Raw genomic sequence first — 17,000 nt, 5'->3', positions numbered from 1 at the left:
GGGCGGGGCCGCAGACGACGACGGCCCGCCGGCCCGGTGAGGGGCGGGCGGGCCGTGCGTCACGGGCCGTCAGGAGCGGCGGTCGGTCTCCACCACGTCCACGCGGACGGGGTGGCCGGCCAGGCCGTCCAGCACGGTGCGCAGCGCGGTGGCGGTGCGACCCTGGCGGCCGATCACGCGACCCAGGTCCTCGGGGGCCACGCGGACCTCCAGCATGTCGCCGCGCCGCTGGGAGCGGGCGTCCACGCGGACCGCCTCGGGCGTGTCCACGATGCCGCGCACCAGGTGCTCGAGGGCCTCGGTCAGCATGGTCACTCGGACTTCTCGGCGTCCTCGGCCGGAGCCTCAGCGGCCTCCTCGGCCGGAGCCTCGGCGGCCTGCTCGGACTCGGCCGGGGCCTCCTCCTGCTTCGGCTCCTCCGGCAGGATGACCGAGCCCTTCTCGGGGGCCACGAAGGCCTCCTTCTCGGACTTGGACTTCAGGGTGCCCTCGGCGCCCGACTCGCCCTTGAACTTCTGCCAGTCACCGGTGACCTTCAGCAGCGCGGCGACCTGTTCGGTCGGCTGGGCGCCGACGGAGAGCCAGTACTGGGCGCGCTCCGAGTCGATCTCGATGAACGAGGGCTCCTCGGTGGGGTGGTACTTGCCGATCTCCTCGATGGCACGGCCATCGCGGCGGGTGCGCGAGTCCATGACGACGACGCGGTAGAACGGGGCGCGGATCTTGCCGAACCGCTTCAGACGAATCTTGACAGCCACGAGTGTGGTTCTCCTTCAGTGGATCTGGGGGGCCGGGGCACGACGCCGCGTGGGGGCAGCGGGCGTCGACGACCTGGCACACGGAACGGAGCGCAGCGGAGGATAGAGGGTCGTCCGGGCTCACGCTCAGTACCGTGCCATTCTGCCAGATCGGGCGGGCCGGTGCACACCCGGCGCGCCGCGACCGGGCAGCGGGCGACTCAGCGGTCCTTGAGGTACTTCTCGAAGCCCGCCGGCAGGTTGAGGGTGGACGGGTCGAAGCCCTCCATGCCCGCACCGTCGCGGCCGAACACCGCCCCGGCCTGCGCCTGGGCGGCGCGGGCGCGCCGCTCCTCGATCGCCTTGCGCTCGGCCGCGGCCTTGGCCGGGTTGCCGGACTTCACGCGATCGCGCTTGGCGTTCTTGCCCTTGCCCTTCGCCTTGCGGGAGGCGCCGCCCGGCATCCCGGGCATGCCCGGGATGCCGCCGCCGGCGGCCATGCGCTTCATCATCTTCTGCGCCTCGGCGAAGCGCTCGAGCAGGCCGTTGACCTCGGACACGCTCACACCCGACCCGCGGGCGATGCGGGCACGGCGCGAGCCGTTGATGATCTTGGGGGCCACGCGCTCGTGCGGGGTCATCGAGTGGATGATCGCCTCGACGCGGCCGATCGACGACTCGTCGAACTGCTCGAGCTGCTGCCGCATGCCCTGGGCGCCCGGCATCATCATGAGCATCTTCTTCAGCGAGCCCATCTTCTTGAGCTGCTGCATCTGGGCGAGGAAGTCGTCGAGGGTGAAGTCCTCCTGGTCCGCGAACTTGCGGGCCATCTTCTCGGCCTCGCTGCGGTCCCAGTTCTGCTCGGCCTGCTCGATCAGGGAGAGCACATCGCCCATGTCGAGGATGCGCGAGGCCATGCGGTCCGGGTGGAAGACCTCGAAGTCCTTCAGGCCCTCGCCCGTGGAGGCGAACATGATCGGCTTGCCGGTCACGTGGCGGACGGACAGCGCGGCGCCGCCGCGCGCGTCGCCGTCGAGCTTGGTGAGCACGACGCCGGTGAAGCCGACGCCCTCGTTGAACGCCTGGGCCGTGGCCACGGCGTCCTGGCCGATCATCGCGTCGATGACGAAGAGCACCTCGTCCGGGTCCACGGCGGCGCGGATGTCCGCGGCCTGCTGCATGAGCTCGGCGTCCACGCCGAGGCGGCCGGCGGTGTCGATGATGACCACGTCGTGGTACTTGGTGTTGGCCTCGGCGACGCCGTCGCGGGCCACCTGCACCGGGTCGCCGGTGGCGGCCTCGAACTCGGAGGAGACGCCGGGGTGCGGCGCGTAGACCGGGACGCCGGCGCGCTCGCCGCCGACCTGCAGCTGCTTCACGGCGTTCGGGCGCTGGAGGTCGCAGGCCACGAGCAGCGGGGTGTGGCCCTGGGACTTGAGCAGGTGGGCGAGCTTGCCGGCGAGGGTCGTCTTGCCGGCGCCCTGCAGGCCCACGAGCATGATGACGGTGGTGCCCGTCTTGGCGTGCTGGATGCGCCGGGTCTCACCGCCGAGGATGCCCACGAGCTCCTCGTTGACGATCTTCACGACCTGCTGGCCCGGGTTCAGGGCCTGGGCCACCTCGGCGCCGAGGGCGCGCTCCTTGATCTGCGCGATGAACTGGCGGACCACGGGCACGGCGACGTCGGCGTCCAGGAGGGCGCGGCGGATCTCGCGTGCGGTGGCGTCGATGTCCGCCTCGCTTAGCCGCCCCTTGCCCTTGAGGCTGCGGAAGGTGGCTGTGAGGCGGTCGGACAGGGAGTTGAACACGGCGGGTGTGATCCTTCGAAGCGGGGTCGACTGATCCGGACGCGGTCGGTCGCGGGCGCCGCGGCATCCACCGCGGCGCCCGCCAAGCCTAGCAACCGACCGGCCTCACCCGTCCGCGGCGGCTCACCGCGCCTCGGCGGGGACGGGCACCCCGCCGAAGCCGACGTCGTAGGCCGACTCGTCGTGCAGGGTCAGATCGACGCCCCGCTCCTCGTCCTCCTTGCTCACCCGCAGGCCCATGGTCCCGCGCAGGACCAGGGCGATGGCCGTGGTCACCACGGCGGTGAAGACCACGGCGACGAGCACGGCCACCGTCTGGGCCACCAGGAGACCGGCGTCTCCGCCGTAGAACAGGCCCGCCCGGCCCTCGTCCGGCAGGGCGAAGAAGCCGATCAGCACGGTGCCCAGGATGCCGGAGGTGAGGTGCACGCCGACGACGTCGAGCGAATCGTCGAAGCCGAGGCGGTACTTGAGGTTGACCGCGAGCGCGCTGGCCGCACCGGAGACCAGGCCGATCACCACGGCCCCCAGGGGGCTCACATAGGCGCACGCGGGCGTGATGGCGACCAGTCCCGAGACGATCCCGGACGCGGTGCCGATCGAGGTCGGCCGGCCGCGGCGCAGCCACTCCACGAACACCCAGCCGAGCATGCCGGCGGCGCCGGCGGCGAGGGTGTCCACCCAGATCAGTCCGAGCTCGTCGACACCGCCCGCCGCGCCCCCGTTGAACCCGAACCAGCCGAACCAGAGCAGGGCCGCGCCGAGCATGGTGAACGGGACGTTGTGCGGCCGGTGGCCGGGGTCCACGCCGAAGCCGTGGCGCTTGCCCAGCAGCAGCGCGAGCACGAGGGCGGCCACGCCGGCGCTGATGTGCACCACGAGGCCACCGGCGAAGTCGAGGGCCTCCCCCAGGCGGGCGCCGATGGCGCCGTCCTCGGAGAGGAGCCCGCCGCCCCACACCATGTAGGCCAGCGGGGCGTAGACGACGGTGGTCCAGACGGGCACGAAGACGCACCACGTGACGAACTTGAACCGGTCGGCCACCGCGCCGGAGATGAGGGCGACCGCGATGATCGCGAAGGTGGCGCCGTAGGCCGCGGCGACAAGCCCGCCCTCGGCCATCGTGCCGGTCAACCCGAGGTCACCGGCGGGGTTCCCCACCACCCCGGCCCACCCGTCGCCGCCGGTCATCCCGTGGACCCACAGGACCCAGACGACTCCGACGAGGCCCATCGAGACGAAGGACATCATGATCATGTTGAGCGAGGACTTCGCGCGGGTCATGCCGCCGTAGAAGATGGCCAGTCCGGGTGTCATGAGCAGGACCATCGCCGCGCTCGTCATCATCCACACTGTCCCTGCGTCCAGGACGTTCGACTCCTCCATGGGGGTCTCCTTCGGTCCGGGCCGCGAGCCGGGGGCGAACGCCCGTCCCGCGGCGTCGCTGCCCGGCCCCGATCGGGGCCGATGGAGGGACGATACCGGGGAAGTGGGCCACGCCACACGTCGATGACGTCTCCGTGACAGAACAGGGCCCCTCCCGACGTCGTCGGGAGGGGCCCTGGACCGGGTGCGGGACGTCAGTCGGCCAGCAGCGCGTCCACGAAGCCCTCGGCGGTGAACGGCGCGAGGTCATCGGGGCCCTCGCCGAGGCCGATCAGCTTGACGGGCACGCCGAGCTGGCGCTGGATGGCGATCACGATGCCGCCCTTGGCGGTGCCGTCCAGCTTGGTCAGCACGATGCCGGTGACGTCCACGACCTCGGCGAACACCTTCGCCTGGGTCAGGCCGTTCTGGCCCGTGGTGGCGTCGAGGACGAGCAGGACCTCGTCCACCTCGGCCTGCTTCTCGATGACGCGCTTGATCTTGCCGAGCTCGTCCATGAGGTTGGCCTTGTTCTGCAGGCGGCCCGCGGTGTCTACGAGCACGACGTCGACGCCCTCGGCGATGCCGCGCTCCACGGCCTCGAAGGCGACGGACGCCGGGTCGGCACCCTCCTTCTCGGAGCGGACGGTCTCGACGCCCACGCGGGCACCCCACGTGGCGAGCTGCTCGGCGGCGGCGGCGCGGAAGGTGTCCGCGGCGCCGAGCACGACGGTGCGGTCCTCCGCCACGAGCACGCGGGCGAGCTTGCCCACGGTGGTGGTCTTGCCGACGCCGTTGACGCCCACGACCATGGTCACGGCGGGGCGGTCGCCCTTGCGGGTCGCGGCGAGACGGCGGTCCATCGAGGGGTCCACCATCGCCACGAGCTCCTCGCGCAGCAGGGTGCGCACCTGCTCGGGGTCACGCGTGCCCTCGACCGTGACGCGGGCCTTGAGGCGGTCGACGAGCTCCAGGGTGGGCTCGGTGCCGAGGTCCGCCATCAGCAGCGTCTCCTCGATCTCGTCCCACACGTCGTCGTCGATGCGGTCCTGGGACAGCAGCGCCAGCAGGCCCTTGCCGAAGACGTTGTTGGACTTGAGCAGGCGGGCCCGCAGGCGGGCCAGGCGCGAGCCGGCGGCCTCGGGCCGCTCGTACTCGGGCTTCGCCGGGGCGGTCTCCACCTCCTCGACGACGGCGGGCTCCGGCTCGGCGACGACGGGCGGCGCCTCGTCGACCTCGGGGCGCTCCAGGACGGCGGTGGACCCCGACGGGGCCGCGTGCCGCGGACTCGGGCGCGGGTCGTCCGCGTCCCGCACTCCCTGGTACGAGCCCTTCGGCGGGGCGGGGCGCCGATCCAGCAGGCCGACGAGCACGCCGCCCAGCAGCAGGGCGGCCACGACTGAGACTATGAGCACGATTTCCACGGGCCCAGTCTGTCACACGGGCCCTCGCCCGCCCCGGGTCGCACTCCCGGCGCCGTGCGAGGATGGCGGTCATGCCGTCGTCGTCCGCCCGCTCCTCGCGGGTCCCCCTGCCCCGTGAGATCAAGGTCCTCGTCGCCGCCGCGTTCATCATCGCGATCGGCTTCGGCATCATCGCCCCGCTGCTGCCGCAGTACGCGGCGACGTTCGACGCGTCCGCCGTCGGGGTGGCCGCCGTCGTGTCCGCGTTCGGGCTGACCCGCCTCCTGTTCGCCCCGGTCTCCGGCAAGCTGACGAACCGGCTCGGCGAGACGCCCGTGTACATGACGGGCGTGCTGATCGTGGCCGCGTCCATGTTCCTGATCGCCTTCGCGCAGACCTTTCCGCAGCTGATCCTCTTCCGCGCGATCGGCGGCATCGGCTCCACCCTGTTCACCGTGTCCGCGATGGCGTTCCTGGCCCGGAAGTCCCCGCCCACGATGCGCGGCAGGATCTCGGGCGCCTACGCGTCCGCCTTTCTGATCGGCAACATCGTGGGGCCGATCGTGGGCTCCGCCCTGGCCGTATTCGGGTACCGGGCCCCGTTCCTCATCTACGGCAGCTCCCTGGTGGTGGCGGCGGCCCTCGTGTTCTTCCTGCTCAAGGACACCCGGCTCGCGGACCGCGCCGTCCGCGACGTCCGCCCCGCCATGCCGATCCGGGAGGCCCTGGCCAACCCGTCCTACCGGGCCGCGCTGGTCTCCTTCTTCGCCAATGGCTGGGCGACGTTCGGGGTGCGGAACTCGGTGATGCCCCTGTTCGCGGCGAGCGCGTTCGCCGGCGCCGCGCTGCTGGGCTGGCAGGTGGACGGCGCGCTCATGGCGGGCCTGGCCCTGTCCGTGTTCGCGCTCGGCAACGTCACGGCCGTGACGTTCAGCTCGCGGCTGTCCGACCGGCATGGACGCCGTCCGCTGATCCTGGCGGGCCTGCTCGTCATGGCCGTCACCACCGGGGTGATCGGCTGGATGAGCTCGCCGCTGTCCTTCTTGCTCGCGTGCCTGCTGGCCGGTGCCGGCACGGGCACCCTCAACGCCCCGCAGCAGGCGGCCATCGCCGACGTCGTGGGCCAGGGGCGGCGCTCCGGCGCTGTGATGTCCACCGCCCAGATGTCCGCCGACCTGGGCGCCATCTCCGGCCCGCTGCTGGCCGGGCTCGTGGTGGACACCGCCGGCTACGGATGGGCGTTCGCGCTCACCGGCGGCGTCATCCTGCTCGGCGCGCTCGCGTGGTGGCGTGCTCCGGAGACCAATCTGCCGATCGTGCCCGGCGGGCCCCGCACCGGGTCCCTGCCGCTGGTCCGCCCGGAGGACGCCCGAGTGACCCCGCGCGAGGACGGGTGAGGCCGGGGCGCATCAGTCGGCGATGACGCCGGACGGTCGTCGGCCGCCGGTCCACCGCACGGCCACCCGTTCAACGCCCGCACGCGCTTCGGCTAGCAGTCGTTCCGCGACCTCGTCCGCGCCGTTGGACCGATGTCGGGTGTAGCGGGCGTAGTTGCCTGTGACGACCTCGGGGTTCCCGTCCATCGTCAAGATCCCCTGCTCAATCCAGATGACCCGCGAGCACATCTGTTTGAGGGTGGTGAGTGAATGGCTGACAAGGAATACGCACCCTGCCCGAGCTCGCAGTTCATCGATACGAGCACGCGTGCGGGCCCGGAACTGGGCATCGCCGGTATTCAACGCCTCGTCGATAAGCAGAATGTCCGGATCGACGGAAGTGGCGATAGCGAACTGCAGACGAGACGCCATGCCCGACGAATATGCCTTCAACGGCAACTGGAGCGCCTGGTCGTCCAGTCCCGCGAGACGGACAACACCGTCGCGCTTCTCTGCCGCTTCCGCCGTGGTCATGCCCATGGCGAGGCACCCGAGACGGATGTTGTCCTCCCCGGAGATCTGACGGACGAGGGCCGCGTTGACCCCTAGCATCACCGGTGTGCTGGTGGCGTAGACCCGGCCGGTCGTCGGATGGATCTCGCCGGTGATGAGCTTCATGAGGGTCGACTTGCCCGAGCCGTTAGTGCCGATGATTCCGACGGACTCACCACGCTCCACAATGAGAGACAACGGAGCCAGCGCCTGAACCTGATCCGTGCGGACGCCTCGGACCCCGCGCAGCATCCCGCCGATGCCGGCTCGACGCGCGCCGGTGTCGGACGACCGAACCGTGTACGTCATGCCCGCCTCGTCCAAGACGACGGCGGGATCGAGTGGACGTGGCCCGCTCATCGTTCCTCCCCGTAGGTCTCTTCGGCACGCCAGAACACCACGAGACCGACGACTGCGACGAGCGCGGCCCAGCCAGCCAGCACCAGCCAACGATGAGGTTCGGCGTCCTGACCGTACAACAGCGACTGGCGAGCGATGTCCAGCACGCAGTACAGGGGGTTCAGATGCATCGCCGTCTGCACGATCGGCTGTGCATCGAAGCGCTCGACACTGAAGAACACGGCGGACAGGTAGAGCCAGATGCGCATCCCGAACGCGATCAGGTTCGCCAGATCCGGCCAGTGGGCCACGAAGCGGGCCAGTACAAGCGAAAGGCCGACGTTGAAGAGCGTTTGGAGGGCGAGCAGGGGCACCAAGAGGAGCCAACGCCACGTGAAGACTTCCAGCGGCGGGATGGCCAGGATGAGGACGAACATCACGGCCAGCGTCGGAACGAACTCGAGCAGAGCCCGCAGATTGGTCGCGAGAACGAGGGTCGCCCGCGGGAAACGGAAGGCCCGCACCAACGTCAGGTTGGAGCTGACCGCCTTCGACCCGGCCGTGATCGCCTGCGAGGAGTAACGGAAGAAGAAGACCCCGACGATGAGGTAGGCGATGAAGTTCGGAATGCCCCGGCCGGTGCCCAGGAGAACACCGAAGACGAGGAAGTAGGCACCGCCGTCGAGGATGGGGTTGAGCACCATCCATAGCCGGCCCAGAGTGTTGACGGCGTTGGCCCCGGAGATGCGCGAGCGCGAGTCGAACAGGATGAAGGAGCGGTAGCGGAAGAGTGAGAGGACATAGTCGCGCAACGAAGGCCGCGCGCCCACGACGCCCAGGGGCGCCGCGTCGACGACCACCGTGTTCATCGGGCCGGACGCGGCCATGCCGGTTCCGCTCATGACAGGCACCTCCATGCGACGACCAGCTGGCAGGGGTGGACCCTTGCCGCCCGCGATACAGGGACGGCTTCCAGCGGTGCCGAGACCTCGTCGCGGCACCGTAGAAGTATACTCGCCGGGGACCGGCATCCCGCCGCACGGGGCCGGTTTCCGTCATCCCTCGAGGTCAGGAGAATCCCGCCGTGAAGGTCATGCCCATCTACGGAACCCGCCCGGAGGCGATCAAGGTGGCCCCCATCGTCAAGGCGCTGCAGGCCGACGAGCGGTTCGAGTGCGTGGTGACCGTCACGGGGCAGCACCGCGAGATGCTGGACCAGGTCAACGAGCTGTTCGGCATCGTCCCGGACCACGACCTGAACATCATCCAGCCGCGCCAGACCCTCAACGGCGTGTTCGCCCGCACCCTCGACGGGCTCGACGCCGTCCTCGAGCAGGAGCGGCCGGACGCCGTCGTGGTCCAGGGCGACACCACGACCTCGACGGCGGGCGCCGTCGCCGCCTTCAACCGCGGCATCCCCGTGGTCCACGCCGAGGCGGGCCTGCGCAGCTTCGACATCCTCTCCCCGTTCCCGGAGGAGGCCAACCGCAAGATCACCAGCCAGATCTCGGCGCTGCACCTGCCCCCGACCACCGTGAGCCGGGACAACCTGCTGCGTGAGGCCGTGGCCGCGGAGGACGTCTACGTCACGGGCAACACCGTGATCGACGCGCTGCTGGAGGCCGTCGGCCACCAGGTGCCGTTCGAGGACGAGCGTCTGGCCGAGCTGGAGGCGTCCGGCCGTCGCGTCGTCCTGGTCACGACCCACCGGCGCGAGAACCAGGGCGACGCGATGCGCGGCGTCGGGCGCGCCCTGGCCCGCCTGGCCGCGGACCACCCCGACGTCACCTTCGTCCTGCCGGCGCACCGCAACCCGGTGGTGCGCGAGGCGATCCTGCCGGAGATCGAGGGCCGCGAGAACGTGCTCGTGACCGAGCCCCTCGCCTACGGCGAGTTCACCCACCTGCTGTCTGTGGCCACCGTCGTGCTGACGGACTCCGGCGGCGTCCAGGAGGAGGCCCCGTCGCTGGGCAAGCCCGTCCTCGTGATGCGCGAGAACACCGAGCGTCCCGAGGCCGTGACCGCCGGCACCGTGCGTCTGATCGGCACGGACGAGGAGGTCGTGGTCACCGAGGTCACCCGCCTGCTGACGGACGAGGCCGCGTACAGCGCGATGTCCCAGGCGGTGAACCCCTACGGCGACGGCCGCGCGGCCGAGCGCACGGTCTCAGCGATCGCCGAGCTGCTCGGCGTGGGCGAGCGGCTGCCGGCCTTCGACGGCGCCTGAGCGGCCCGCGCGTTCCCGAGGCGGGTTCAACGCGTCTCGGGGACCCCCAGCATGCGCATCGCTAGGCGGACCCTGTCACCGGGTCTCAGCACATGCTCTTCGCCGCTCCGGACTCCCCAGGGAGCCGTGGACACGGCGACCTGCGACGGCACGATGCGCACGTCGTGAAGGCGCTGGACGTCGTCCGGATGGGCGGTGACCACCGCGTCGACGCGCCGAGCCTGGGCGATCCCCGCCGAGTCCAGACCCTCGTGACCGAGGTCGACGATCGCGAGCGGGGTCGCATGGCGGCGCACATGTGTGATGAAGGCACCCAAGGGTCCGGTGTTCCCCTCGGACGCGCGCCACGCGTTGCGGGGATTCAAGACCTGCGCGTCGAGGAGGGCCACGTCCAGTCGGGGCACTGTCTGCTCTCGCCATCGACCGAGCGAGAGGTTCACGGGCTCGCCCCACGACCGGCCCACGAGATCCCCGAGGGAGCGCCCGATAACGCCCACCCGGCGGGGACGGTCGAGATCTGCCATGCCGATGAACGTCTCGAAGGGCACCGGTAGTCGCTCGGCGGGCCCGGCCCCGATGAGCCGAGTGGCGGAAGCGGCAGCCAGTAACGCTAGGCGTCCTTGAGGTGTAGGCGCGTCCGGCAAGGCGCGCATCCGCATCAACAAATCGCGGGCCGCTGGCTCGCTGGTGAGGTCCCATACGAAGGGGATCCCGAGCCACCCAGCGACGGCGCCGCCCGCTAGCGCCAGCATCTCATCGCCGATCACGGTGAGGGCTGTCGCCCGGTTCTGAGCCCCGATACGGAAGGCCTGATCGACCAGTCGGTCAAACTCTGCGTTCACGTCGTCGAGGATGTCGCCGCGTCCGACCGCGATGTCTCCGCTCCTCGTAACGTACGTTCCGGCCGGTCCCTCCGTGAGGGTCAGGGAACGCGCGGAGTCTGCACCGGCCGCCAGCGGGAGGAGCGGGGGGACGCATGGCGCCGACGGAACGAGCCGGTGTGCCCGTTGCGCCAAGGCCGAGTACCCATTCACGTGCGCGGCGAGACGACGCACGTCCTCCGGTTGTGCCCATGCCGGGCGCGACTCTTCTTGGGCCACGGCGGCGGCCTGCTCGACACGCCCGTCCCGAAGTAGGCGGCCGACGCGGTTCCAGTCGGCCCGCCCCGCGAGTGCGGTGGCCACGGGCCGGGCCCGCTGGAGGTGTTCCGGGGAGGGCGGCCCACCCGGCCTTTCCCCATGCAGGATCAGGCGGAGCCAGTGATCGACGACAGCCCCTGCTTCGTAGCGGGTCGCGAACTCGATGGCAGATCGAGCAGCAGAGTCATAGGCGTCCCGGTCGCCCGCGGTCCGGTGGATGCGGTCCGCTGCGGACGCGGCGTCTGTCACGAGGCTCTCGGGCGGGAAGATCTCGTCCGATCCCTCACGGCGCCACACGACGGGGACGGCGCCTGAGGCCATGCCTTCGGCCGGGGCGAGGTGGAAGGTCTCACGGGTGCTGGGGGACAGCATCCAGCCGATGTTCCGGAACCAGTTGCCCATGTCCGGTCCGAAGTCGTCGAACACCACGGCCCGGCGGAGCCGGGGATTGGAACGCAGCCGTTCGTAGTTGGCCAAGTATGTGTCGCGACGCAACGGGTGCCGCCACACGTACGGATAGTTCCACGGGTGCCGTCCGCGGAGGTGGAGTACGAAGCGGTCGTCCCGTCGCAGGAGTTCTTCAAGGAGATCGAGGGCACGATCCATGCGCTTGAGTTCGGGCACGTACCCAGCCAATCCCAGGTGGAACCGTGCGTCGGCCGTCTTGGGTCGGCGTAGCTCCGCCGACTGCACCGAATTCGGGATGACGGCTGTCTGCTCAACCCGCCACCCGGTCGTCACGACGGCGTCGGCACGGTAGAACTCCGAGGCGAAAACGACGGTGTGCACGCGGTCCATGACGATGTCGTGGATCAGCGGATTGCGCAGCTCGTACCCGTGCAGGTGCACGATGAGACGCTGGTGTTCTCGAATGTGCTGGCTTGCCCACACAGCATTGCGGCTGGCGAACTCGCAGATGACGACGTCCGCCCATGCCAAGAGCTCCGCGCTGTTCGGGGTGGGCCGATCACCGTTGGTCTTCCACTGGTCTACTCGCACCTCGGCGTCAGGGCGCAGGATCAGTGCCTCGACAAGGTCGCCAGCGAACTTGTAGTCAGCGCCGACGAACAGGACCTTCAATGGGGCGTTCGCATGGGCGGGAACGGTGGAGAGCGCCGGAACGTGGGGGGCGAAGGCCTGGGCCACCCGGTTGATGGGAGCGGCACCGAACGTCGTCCCGCCCGCGTGCTGGTCGGCCCAATCGAGGGCTGCGCTCAGATTGTCTCCGGGAAGCTGGCCGACCGGCCTTCCTGAGACCTGTGGGGGCACCGCTCCGGGTTCGGCCCACACCTGCGCGCCGACGGCGGCCGCCCACGCGAGCAGGTCCTCCGCACGACTGTCCTGGGGCGTCGACCATCGTGGCAGGACAGTGACGGTGCGGCGACCTGCCGCGACCCTCGACAGCTCGGCACCGCCGTCGATGAGGGACGCTCCGGGGATGCGGGCCAGATGCCGCTGCCCCGCTTCGGACCGCACGGCCACGCGGAGGTCACCGGGCGCGACGACGAGGACCTTGCGAACGTGCCGGCGTGCCCTGACGGCGTCCGAGTACTCGCGGAGAACGTGTGCCCCCTCAGAGCCCAGGAGTCCCGCATGGAGAACGAGGATCGCCTCTCCCGGCTCGTGCGGTCCCTCGACGCGGTTGCCTCCAAATGAGACCGCCTCGACCTCCTCGGCCGTGAATCTCGGCATCACCACGACCTTGCCGGCGGCGTTCCACAATGTGCTCTCGACGGCGGAGCGTGACGCCTCGTCGAAGACGACGACCCGACGCGACTCGGCGACCGCCCGTCCTACGCCCGCTGCGGACAAGCCACGGGGCATTAGCGGAGTGCCCGGGTCCGTCTGGACGACGGTCCACACCTGGAACCTGTCCCAGCCTGCGGCTCGGAGCGCCGCAGCGGACTCCACGTCGACGGCGAGCAGGACGTCCACGTGAGCGGACGAGGTCCGGACGACCTCGGTGGTGGACACGACAGCGGCACCGGCGGCCCGCAGCTGGGCGATGAGACCGGGCTCCCAATCCGGACGCTCGGCCACGGCGACGAGCCGGAAGGAGCGACCCGCGAGGGGACCTTCGGGCGTCGGTGCAGGGGTGTCAGCCTCACCCATGGAGTTCTCCTATCTGGCCGTCGTCTTCCCTCGGCATGAGGCCGGCGTGTCTCCGCAAGGCGGCGAGCAGCCGGCTCACCGGCGCGCCTTCGGTGTCCGGAAGCCACAGATCATGGTCTACCCGCAGCCCCGGCAGACGTGTCTGGTCTGCCGAGCCATCTGGCGGGGGGACCAGGTAGACCACTCCCCCTCGCTTCCGGATACGGAAAGCGGTGGCGTGCAGGTCGAGCAAGACCCCGTGCCGATGGGGGCTGTCAGTACCGCTCCATGCGCCGCCCGCGAACGCGTCGAAATCGATGACCATCCGGTCGACGAGAGCGCGGCGGTCCTGCGCCTCCGTCATGCCCGGAGCACCACGCATCACCCGGTGGTGTTGCTCGATCTCTGCCGTCAGCGCGTCGCATGCCACGACGAGCACCGTCTCAGCGACGACGGCCCCGGACAGTGGGCCGGTGGTCTGGTCGTGGCCGGTGAGCGCCAAGGGGTCGACGCGGAACGTCGTCTCGTCGACCGGGGGCGTGCCGGCTCGTCCGACCACGTCCAGGAGCCGGTCGCGGTCGCTGTCATAGGCCCTGTGGGATCCTCGGCCCGTTGTCGTCATCTGCGTTCCTCCTGCTTCGCCTCGACGCGTTCCCAGAGAACGTCTCGCGCTGCGGCCGGATCCCCGAGGGGGGTCTGGAGCGCCGTCGGCATGGTGCTGAGCATGCTGCCGTCCTCGACCAGGGCCCACACCTCCGCTTGGGATCCGCGGTAGTCACTCCATTTGGACGGGAGGAACGGATTCCTAGTATGGCGTGACCCGGACTGGGCGTCATTGACGACGAGGTAGTCGAATTGGCGGGTGACTGCGAGGAAGTCCAGGTACGGCAAAGAGGCGTTGAAACGGACGAGGTGCTCCATGCCGTGGGCGCCCACACCGTCTTGAGCCCGACGTACGAGGGCGTCGAACTGGGCCTTGGAGAAGCCTGGTGGGCGTGTGGCCAGGCCGCCCTCCGGGACGAAGTTGGTGAACACGTGCAGCCGGATCCGGTCGCGGATGTGCTGAGGGAGCATGGCCATGGCGAGGGTGATGTCAGTGATGCCCCGCGTCACGTAGAACTCACCAAAATAGGCCACATTGACCATAGTGGGATCCACTTCGTACGTGACGGGACGGGCATCGTAGTACTCCAGCGGCAGTGTCGGGTGATGCGACACCTCGGCCCGCCCCTGCACACGCTCTCGCAGCGCTGGACTGTAGATGTGGTCCAGCATCTCGGCCATCTGGTGTTCGTTCGTGAACAGAATGCTGTCGGCGAGTGCGTACGGGAGGATCTCGGCTAGTCCGAAGATCGAGAAGTGCTCGTCAGGGATGCGTCCGAAGTCGGCTTCGACGGGCGCGGTGAGTCGTGCAAGCATCGGGTCGGAACGGTCGAGCAGGTCACCGCGCCGCTTCCCCTGGACGTCCAGGGACAGGGGGTCGGAGAACTCCGCTGTCCATATCAGTTCCGGGTGGGCCTCGTGGATCAGTGCCCCCGCATAGTGCGACGGGGCCCAATTCGCTCGCGTGTACAGGCGCTCGTACCGGGCGCCGGCGGCGATCCAGGCATCAGCTTGGTCCCTGGCCTGTGCGGCGAAGTCGGCGAAAGCGTGCCAGGACGCCCAGGAGGGGCGCATTTCGAGATACCGCCGGCGTGCCAGATAGGGCCGAGAGATCATGCCGATCGTCGGGTCGACCTTCTTGTGGTGGAGGAACGAGCACGCGATGACGTCGCTCGTGTGCCCGAAGACGCGGAGCCGCTTGGAGGCCACGCTGGACCCGGTGTCGGCGAACGGTTGGAAATTGTAGAGGACGCTCAGTGTCGATGCAGGCGCCCGGAGACGGTCCCACGGCACCGCCCACCCCGAGGGGTCGACGGTCAACCGGTCGAACAACTCCCGCCGGTACGACTCGTCCGACCCCGCGATCTGCTCAAGCGCGGACGCGACGAGGTCAACCACCTGGTCGAGGAGGCGCGCGGCGTCCTTCTCGCCCGCTATGGCGGCACGCACCACGGTCAGAAGCGTCCCCGCGTCGGCTGCGGGGTCTCCTGCAGGACACCACGTGGTGGTGCCGGTGTCTCCGGCACCGCTCGCGATGATCCGCACCGAGCCATCAGCCAGCAGACCCACGCGTTCAACGAGGAGGGATACCTCGTCGATGGTGTCGAGGGTCGACGGCCAGTCTCCGGCCAGGAGGTCCAGCGCCGACGCCACACCCTCCGCGCCGACGCTGAGGCCCGTGCGCGGAGTCCCAGCAGGCCCGGACAGAGGCAGATGAACGAACGTCACCGCATCGGGTCGTGCGCTCACGCCTGCCGGCCCCCACGAGGGGCCTCGGCGAGGTGGGCGACCTCAGCACGCAGTACGGACAGCTCGTGGCACACACCGACGAGCGCCTCTGCCACCGCGATGGAGGAGTCCGAACGGTCGTCGGCGACGTCGGTTGGACCCGCTCCCGACACGGGACGAAGCTGTCTGCCCATCGTCTCCTCCCGAAGCGACACGAGCTGTCGGTTGATACGGGTCAGAGCGGCCATGGTCTCGCGGCCGACCTCGACGGAGGCCGCCGGGCCGGGTGAGGTGGTCGGAGCTGCCGCGCGGCCACGGCCGCCGGCGCGACGGATAGCCACGCCCATGAACCGGCGCATCCGTCGAGCATGGACCGGGATCAGGACGGACGCGACGACGGCTCCTAGCCCGAGCAGTGCCACCACCAGGCGGAACTGACCGAGGAGGCCGAGAACGGCCACCGCCACGCCGATGATGCCCATTGCCGCAAGGCAGCCGACGTAGAGGGCTTTCTCCAGGGAAGGTCCTGGCTTCATGAAGGGCTCCTTCGAGAGAGACGTCGATGTCATGTGGACCCGAGCGCGCATCAGGCGGCCCAGAGTCGCGCCCGCAGTACTTGGGCGAAGCGTTCCCCGATCAGGTCGGGGTCATGCTGCCGAGCGAAGTCAGACGCGGCATCTCGAGCCTCAGCGCTCAGCAGTCGGTCCGCGGCCCGAAGACCGGCTGTCATGCCCGGCACCGTGTGGTCCTGGAAGAACTCCGTGAACTCCGGTTGCAAGACCGCAGGGAGCACGCCAACGCGTGCGGCCAGGACCGGAAGCCCGTAGGTTGGCCCCAACAGAGCACCACCGGAGTTCAACGCGCGCAGATGGGGCAGGACGGCCATATCGGCGGACCGTAGCAGATACTGGACACGATCCCCTGGGACCGGGCCCGCCTGCACAAGCACACGCGGGTTCGTCCGCAGGCGTTTCACGAGCGCCCGGGTGTGAGGGGACGTATCTGCCGGGCCGGCGACGACAAGGCGGCGCGGGGTGACATCCTCACGGCACAACTGGTCGAACGCATCGAGCAGGGTGTCGATGCCCTTGTACGCCTTGATGGCACCGAGAGCAACGTAGACGACCTCGTCCTCGTGAATCCCCAAGACCCCGCGGGCCTCGTCGCGGCGCACCGTGTCGGGGTAGGCCCCGGCATAGCTCGGATGGGGGGCGACGACGGTGCGGGCCGAGTCCCAGCGGAGCGATTCGCCCAGAACGTCCGCTGTGTCTGGGTGCATGACATGGATCAGGTGTGCACGGTCGGCCACGCCCTGTTGGAGGCGACGCTCCTGCTCGAGATGCACGGCATCATGGGGAAGGACGTTGTGCACCGTCCACACCACACGCCCGTCGGCGTCGATGAACCCGTCCACCCGTTCGAGGAACCGATCGACCCGGGCTCGTGCGTCGGCACCGTCACGGGCCCCGGCCAGGACGGGATTCAGCCAGTGGAGGTGGACGCCTACGCCGGAGGTCTCCGCCCGGACGGCGAGGAGCGGATCGAATCCGTCAACCGACAGGACGGGGGTGGTGACGATGTCCTGCGCGGCCATCCCGCGGTACAGCAGTTGCTGATAGGGGTTCATCCGGG

Annotated in this window: 14 protein-coding genes; 2 read left to right on the top strand and 12 right to left on the bottom strand. The window is 69.9% G+C overall.

The genetic code is table 11. From position 1 onward, the window contains the following. Nucleotides 1-69: 69 nt before the first annotated feature. From J1M39_RS01140 to ftsY, 5 genes are all read right to left on the bottom strand, one after another. A complete protein-coding gene (locus J1M39_RS01140) occupies nucleotides 70-309 on the bottom strand; it encodes an RNA-binding protein (RefSeq protein ID WP_029248213.1) in 240 nt (79 codons plus the stop codon). A 2-nt stretch (nucleotides 310-311) separates the two neighbouring features. Beyond that, nucleotides 312-758, bottom strand: coding sequence for a 30S ribosomal protein S16 (gene rpsP, locus J1M39_RS01135; RefSeq protein WP_020628324.1), 447 nt, complete (start codon nucleotides 756-758; stop codon nucleotides 312-314). 200 nt (nucleotides 759-958) lie between these two features. Further along, nucleotides 959-2,545: a signal recognition particle protein gene (gene ffh, locus J1M39_RS01130; protein WP_180537348.1), complete on the bottom strand. Its 1,587-nt coding sequence runs from the start codon at nucleotides 2,543-2,545 to the stop codon at nucleotides 959-961. 123 nt (nucleotides 2,546-2,668) lie between these two features. Then, nucleotides 2,669-3,931, bottom strand: a complete 1,263-nt coding sequence (locus J1M39_RS01125; protein WP_206496375.1) for an ammonium transporter — start codon at nucleotides 3,929-3,931, stop codon at nucleotides 2,669-2,671. A gap of 194 nt (nucleotides 3,932-4,125) precedes the next feature. Beyond that, nucleotides 4,126-5,334: a signal recognition particle-docking protein FtsY gene (ftsY, locus tag J1M39_RS01120; protein WP_206496374.1), complete on the bottom strand. Its 1,209-nt coding sequence runs from the start codon at nucleotides 5,332-5,334 to the stop codon at nucleotides 4,126-4,128. A gap of 71 nt (nucleotides 5,335-5,405) precedes the next feature. On the opposite strand from ftsY, the gene J1M39_RS01115 reads away from it, so the two are divergent. Beyond that, nucleotides 5,406-6,710, top strand: coding sequence for an MFS transporter (locus J1M39_RS01115; RefSeq protein ID WP_206496373.1), 1,305 nt, complete (start codon nucleotides 5,406-5,408; stop codon nucleotides 6,708-6,710). A 12-nt stretch (nucleotides 6,711-6,722) separates the two neighbouring features. Here J1M39_RS01115 and J1M39_RS01110 read toward each other — a convergent pair whose 3' ends face one another. Both J1M39_RS01110 and J1M39_RS01105 read right to left on the bottom strand, forming a co-directional pair. Further along, nucleotides 6,723-7,550, bottom strand: a complete 828-nt coding sequence (locus J1M39_RS01110) for an ABC transporter ATP-binding protein (protein WP_235187718.1) — start codon at nucleotides 7,548-7,550, stop codon at nucleotides 6,723-6,725. Between the two features lie 47 nt (nucleotides 7,551-7,597). Continuing rightward, nucleotides 7,598-8,482: an ABC transporter permease gene (locus J1M39_RS01105; RefSeq protein WP_195081833.1), complete on the bottom strand. Its 885-nt coding sequence runs from the start codon at nucleotides 8,480-8,482 to the stop codon at nucleotides 7,598-7,600. Nucleotides 8,483-8,673: 191 nt separating this feature from the next. Between J1M39_RS01105 and wecB the strand changes: the two genes are divergently transcribed. Continuing rightward, nucleotides 8,674-9,807, top strand: coding sequence for a non-hydrolyzing UDP-N-acetylglucosamine 2-epimerase (wecB, locus tag J1M39_RS01100; protein WP_206496392.1), 1,134 nt, complete (start codon nucleotides 8,674-8,676; stop codon nucleotides 9,805-9,807). 26 nt (nucleotides 9,808-9,833) lie between these two features. On the opposite strand, the gene J1M39_RS01095 is transcribed toward wecB, so the two are convergent. From J1M39_RS01095 to J1M39_RS01075, 5 genes are read right to left on the bottom strand one after another with little or no spacing between them, the layout of a single operon-like run. Continuing rightward, complete coding sequence (locus J1M39_RS01095; protein WP_195081834.1) at nucleotides 9,834-13,058, bottom strand: hypothetical protein; 3,225 nt, start codon at nucleotides 13,056-13,058, stop codon at nucleotides 9,834-9,836. Next, nucleotides 13,051-13,659 (bottom strand): hypothetical protein, encoded by a 609-nt coding sequence (locus J1M39_RS01090; RefSeq protein ID WP_195081835.1) that lies wholly within the window; start codon nucleotides 13,657-13,659, stop codon nucleotides 13,051-13,053. The genes J1M39_RS01095 and J1M39_RS01090 overlap by 8 nt, the downstream gene beginning before the upstream one ends. Further along, nucleotides 13,656-15,389 carry a hypothetical protein gene (locus J1M39_RS01085; protein WP_152634126.1) on the bottom strand — a complete coding sequence of 578 codons (1,734 nt, stop codon included), beginning with the start codon at nucleotides 15,387-15,389 and terminating at the stop codon, nucleotides 13,656-13,658. Before J1M39_RS01085 ends, J1M39_RS01090 begins: the two co-directional genes overlap by 4 nt. Beyond that, the gene (locus tag J1M39_RS01080; RefSeq protein ID WP_195081837.1) at nucleotides 15,386-15,904 is read right to left on the bottom strand and encodes a hypothetical protein; all 519 of its coding nucleotides are present in this window, start codon (nucleotides 15,902-15,904) and stop codon (nucleotides 15,386-15,388) included. Before J1M39_RS01080 ends, J1M39_RS01085 begins: the two co-directional genes overlap by 4 nt. A 50-nt stretch (nucleotides 15,905-15,954) precedes the next feature. Continuing rightward, nucleotides 15,955-16,995, bottom strand: coding sequence for a glycosyltransferase (locus tag J1M39_RS01075; protein WP_160311886.1), 1,041 nt, complete (start codon nucleotides 16,993-16,995; stop codon nucleotides 15,955-15,957). Nucleotides 16,996-17,000: the final 5 nt, after the last annotated feature.

Origin of the sequence: Micrococcus sp. KRD077 (assembly GCF_017168505.1) — a bacterium.
GTDB classification, from domain to species: domain Bacteria; phylum Actinomycetota; class Actinomycetes; order Actinomycetales; family Micrococcaceae; genus Micrococcus; species Micrococcus luteus.
This window is presented reverse-complemented; position numbering and strand designations above follow the sequence as displayed.

Bases quoted from the DNA above. Each gene is read 5' to 3' on its own strand.
- J1M39_RS01125 (WP_206496375.1), bottom strand. From the start codon at position 3,931: ATGGAGGAGTCGAACGTCCTGGACGCAGGGACAGTGTGGATGATGACG.
- J1M39_RS01095 (WP_195081834.1), bottom strand. From the start codon at position 13,058: ATGGGTGAGGCTGACACCCCTGCACCGACGCCCGAAGGTCCCCTCGCG.
- J1M39_RS01075 (WP_160311886.1), bottom strand. From the start codon at position 16,995: ATGAACCCCTATCAGCAACTGCTGTACCGCGGGATGGCCGCGCAGGAC.
- J1M39_RS01105 (WP_195081833.1), bottom strand. From the start codon at position 8,482: ATGAGCGGAACCGGCATGGCCGCGTCCGGCCCGATGAACACGGTGGTC.
- J1M39_RS01110 (WP_235187718.1), bottom strand. From the start codon at position 7,550: ATGACGTACACGGTTCGGTCGTCCGACACCGGCGCGCGTCGAGCCGGC.
- J1M39_RS01090 (WP_195081835.1), bottom strand. From the start codon at position 13,659: ATGACGACAACGGGCCGAGGATCCCACAGGGCCTATGACAGCGACCGC.
- J1M39_RS01115 (WP_206496373.1), top strand. From the start codon at position 5,406: ATGCCGTCGTCGTCCGCCCGCTCCTCGCGGGTCCCCCTGCCCCGTGAG.
- J1M39_RS01080 (WP_195081837.1), bottom strand. From the start codon at position 15,904: ATGAAGCCAGGACCTTCCCTGGAGAAAGCCCTCTACGTCGGCTGCCTT.
- wecB (WP_206496392.1), top strand. From the start codon at position 8,674: ATGCCCATCTACGGAACCCGCCCGGAGGCGATCAAGGTGGCCCCCATC.
- J1M39_RS01140 (WP_029248213.1), bottom strand. From the start codon at position 309: ATGCTGACCGAGGCCCTCGAGCACCTGGTGCGCGGCATCGTGGACACG.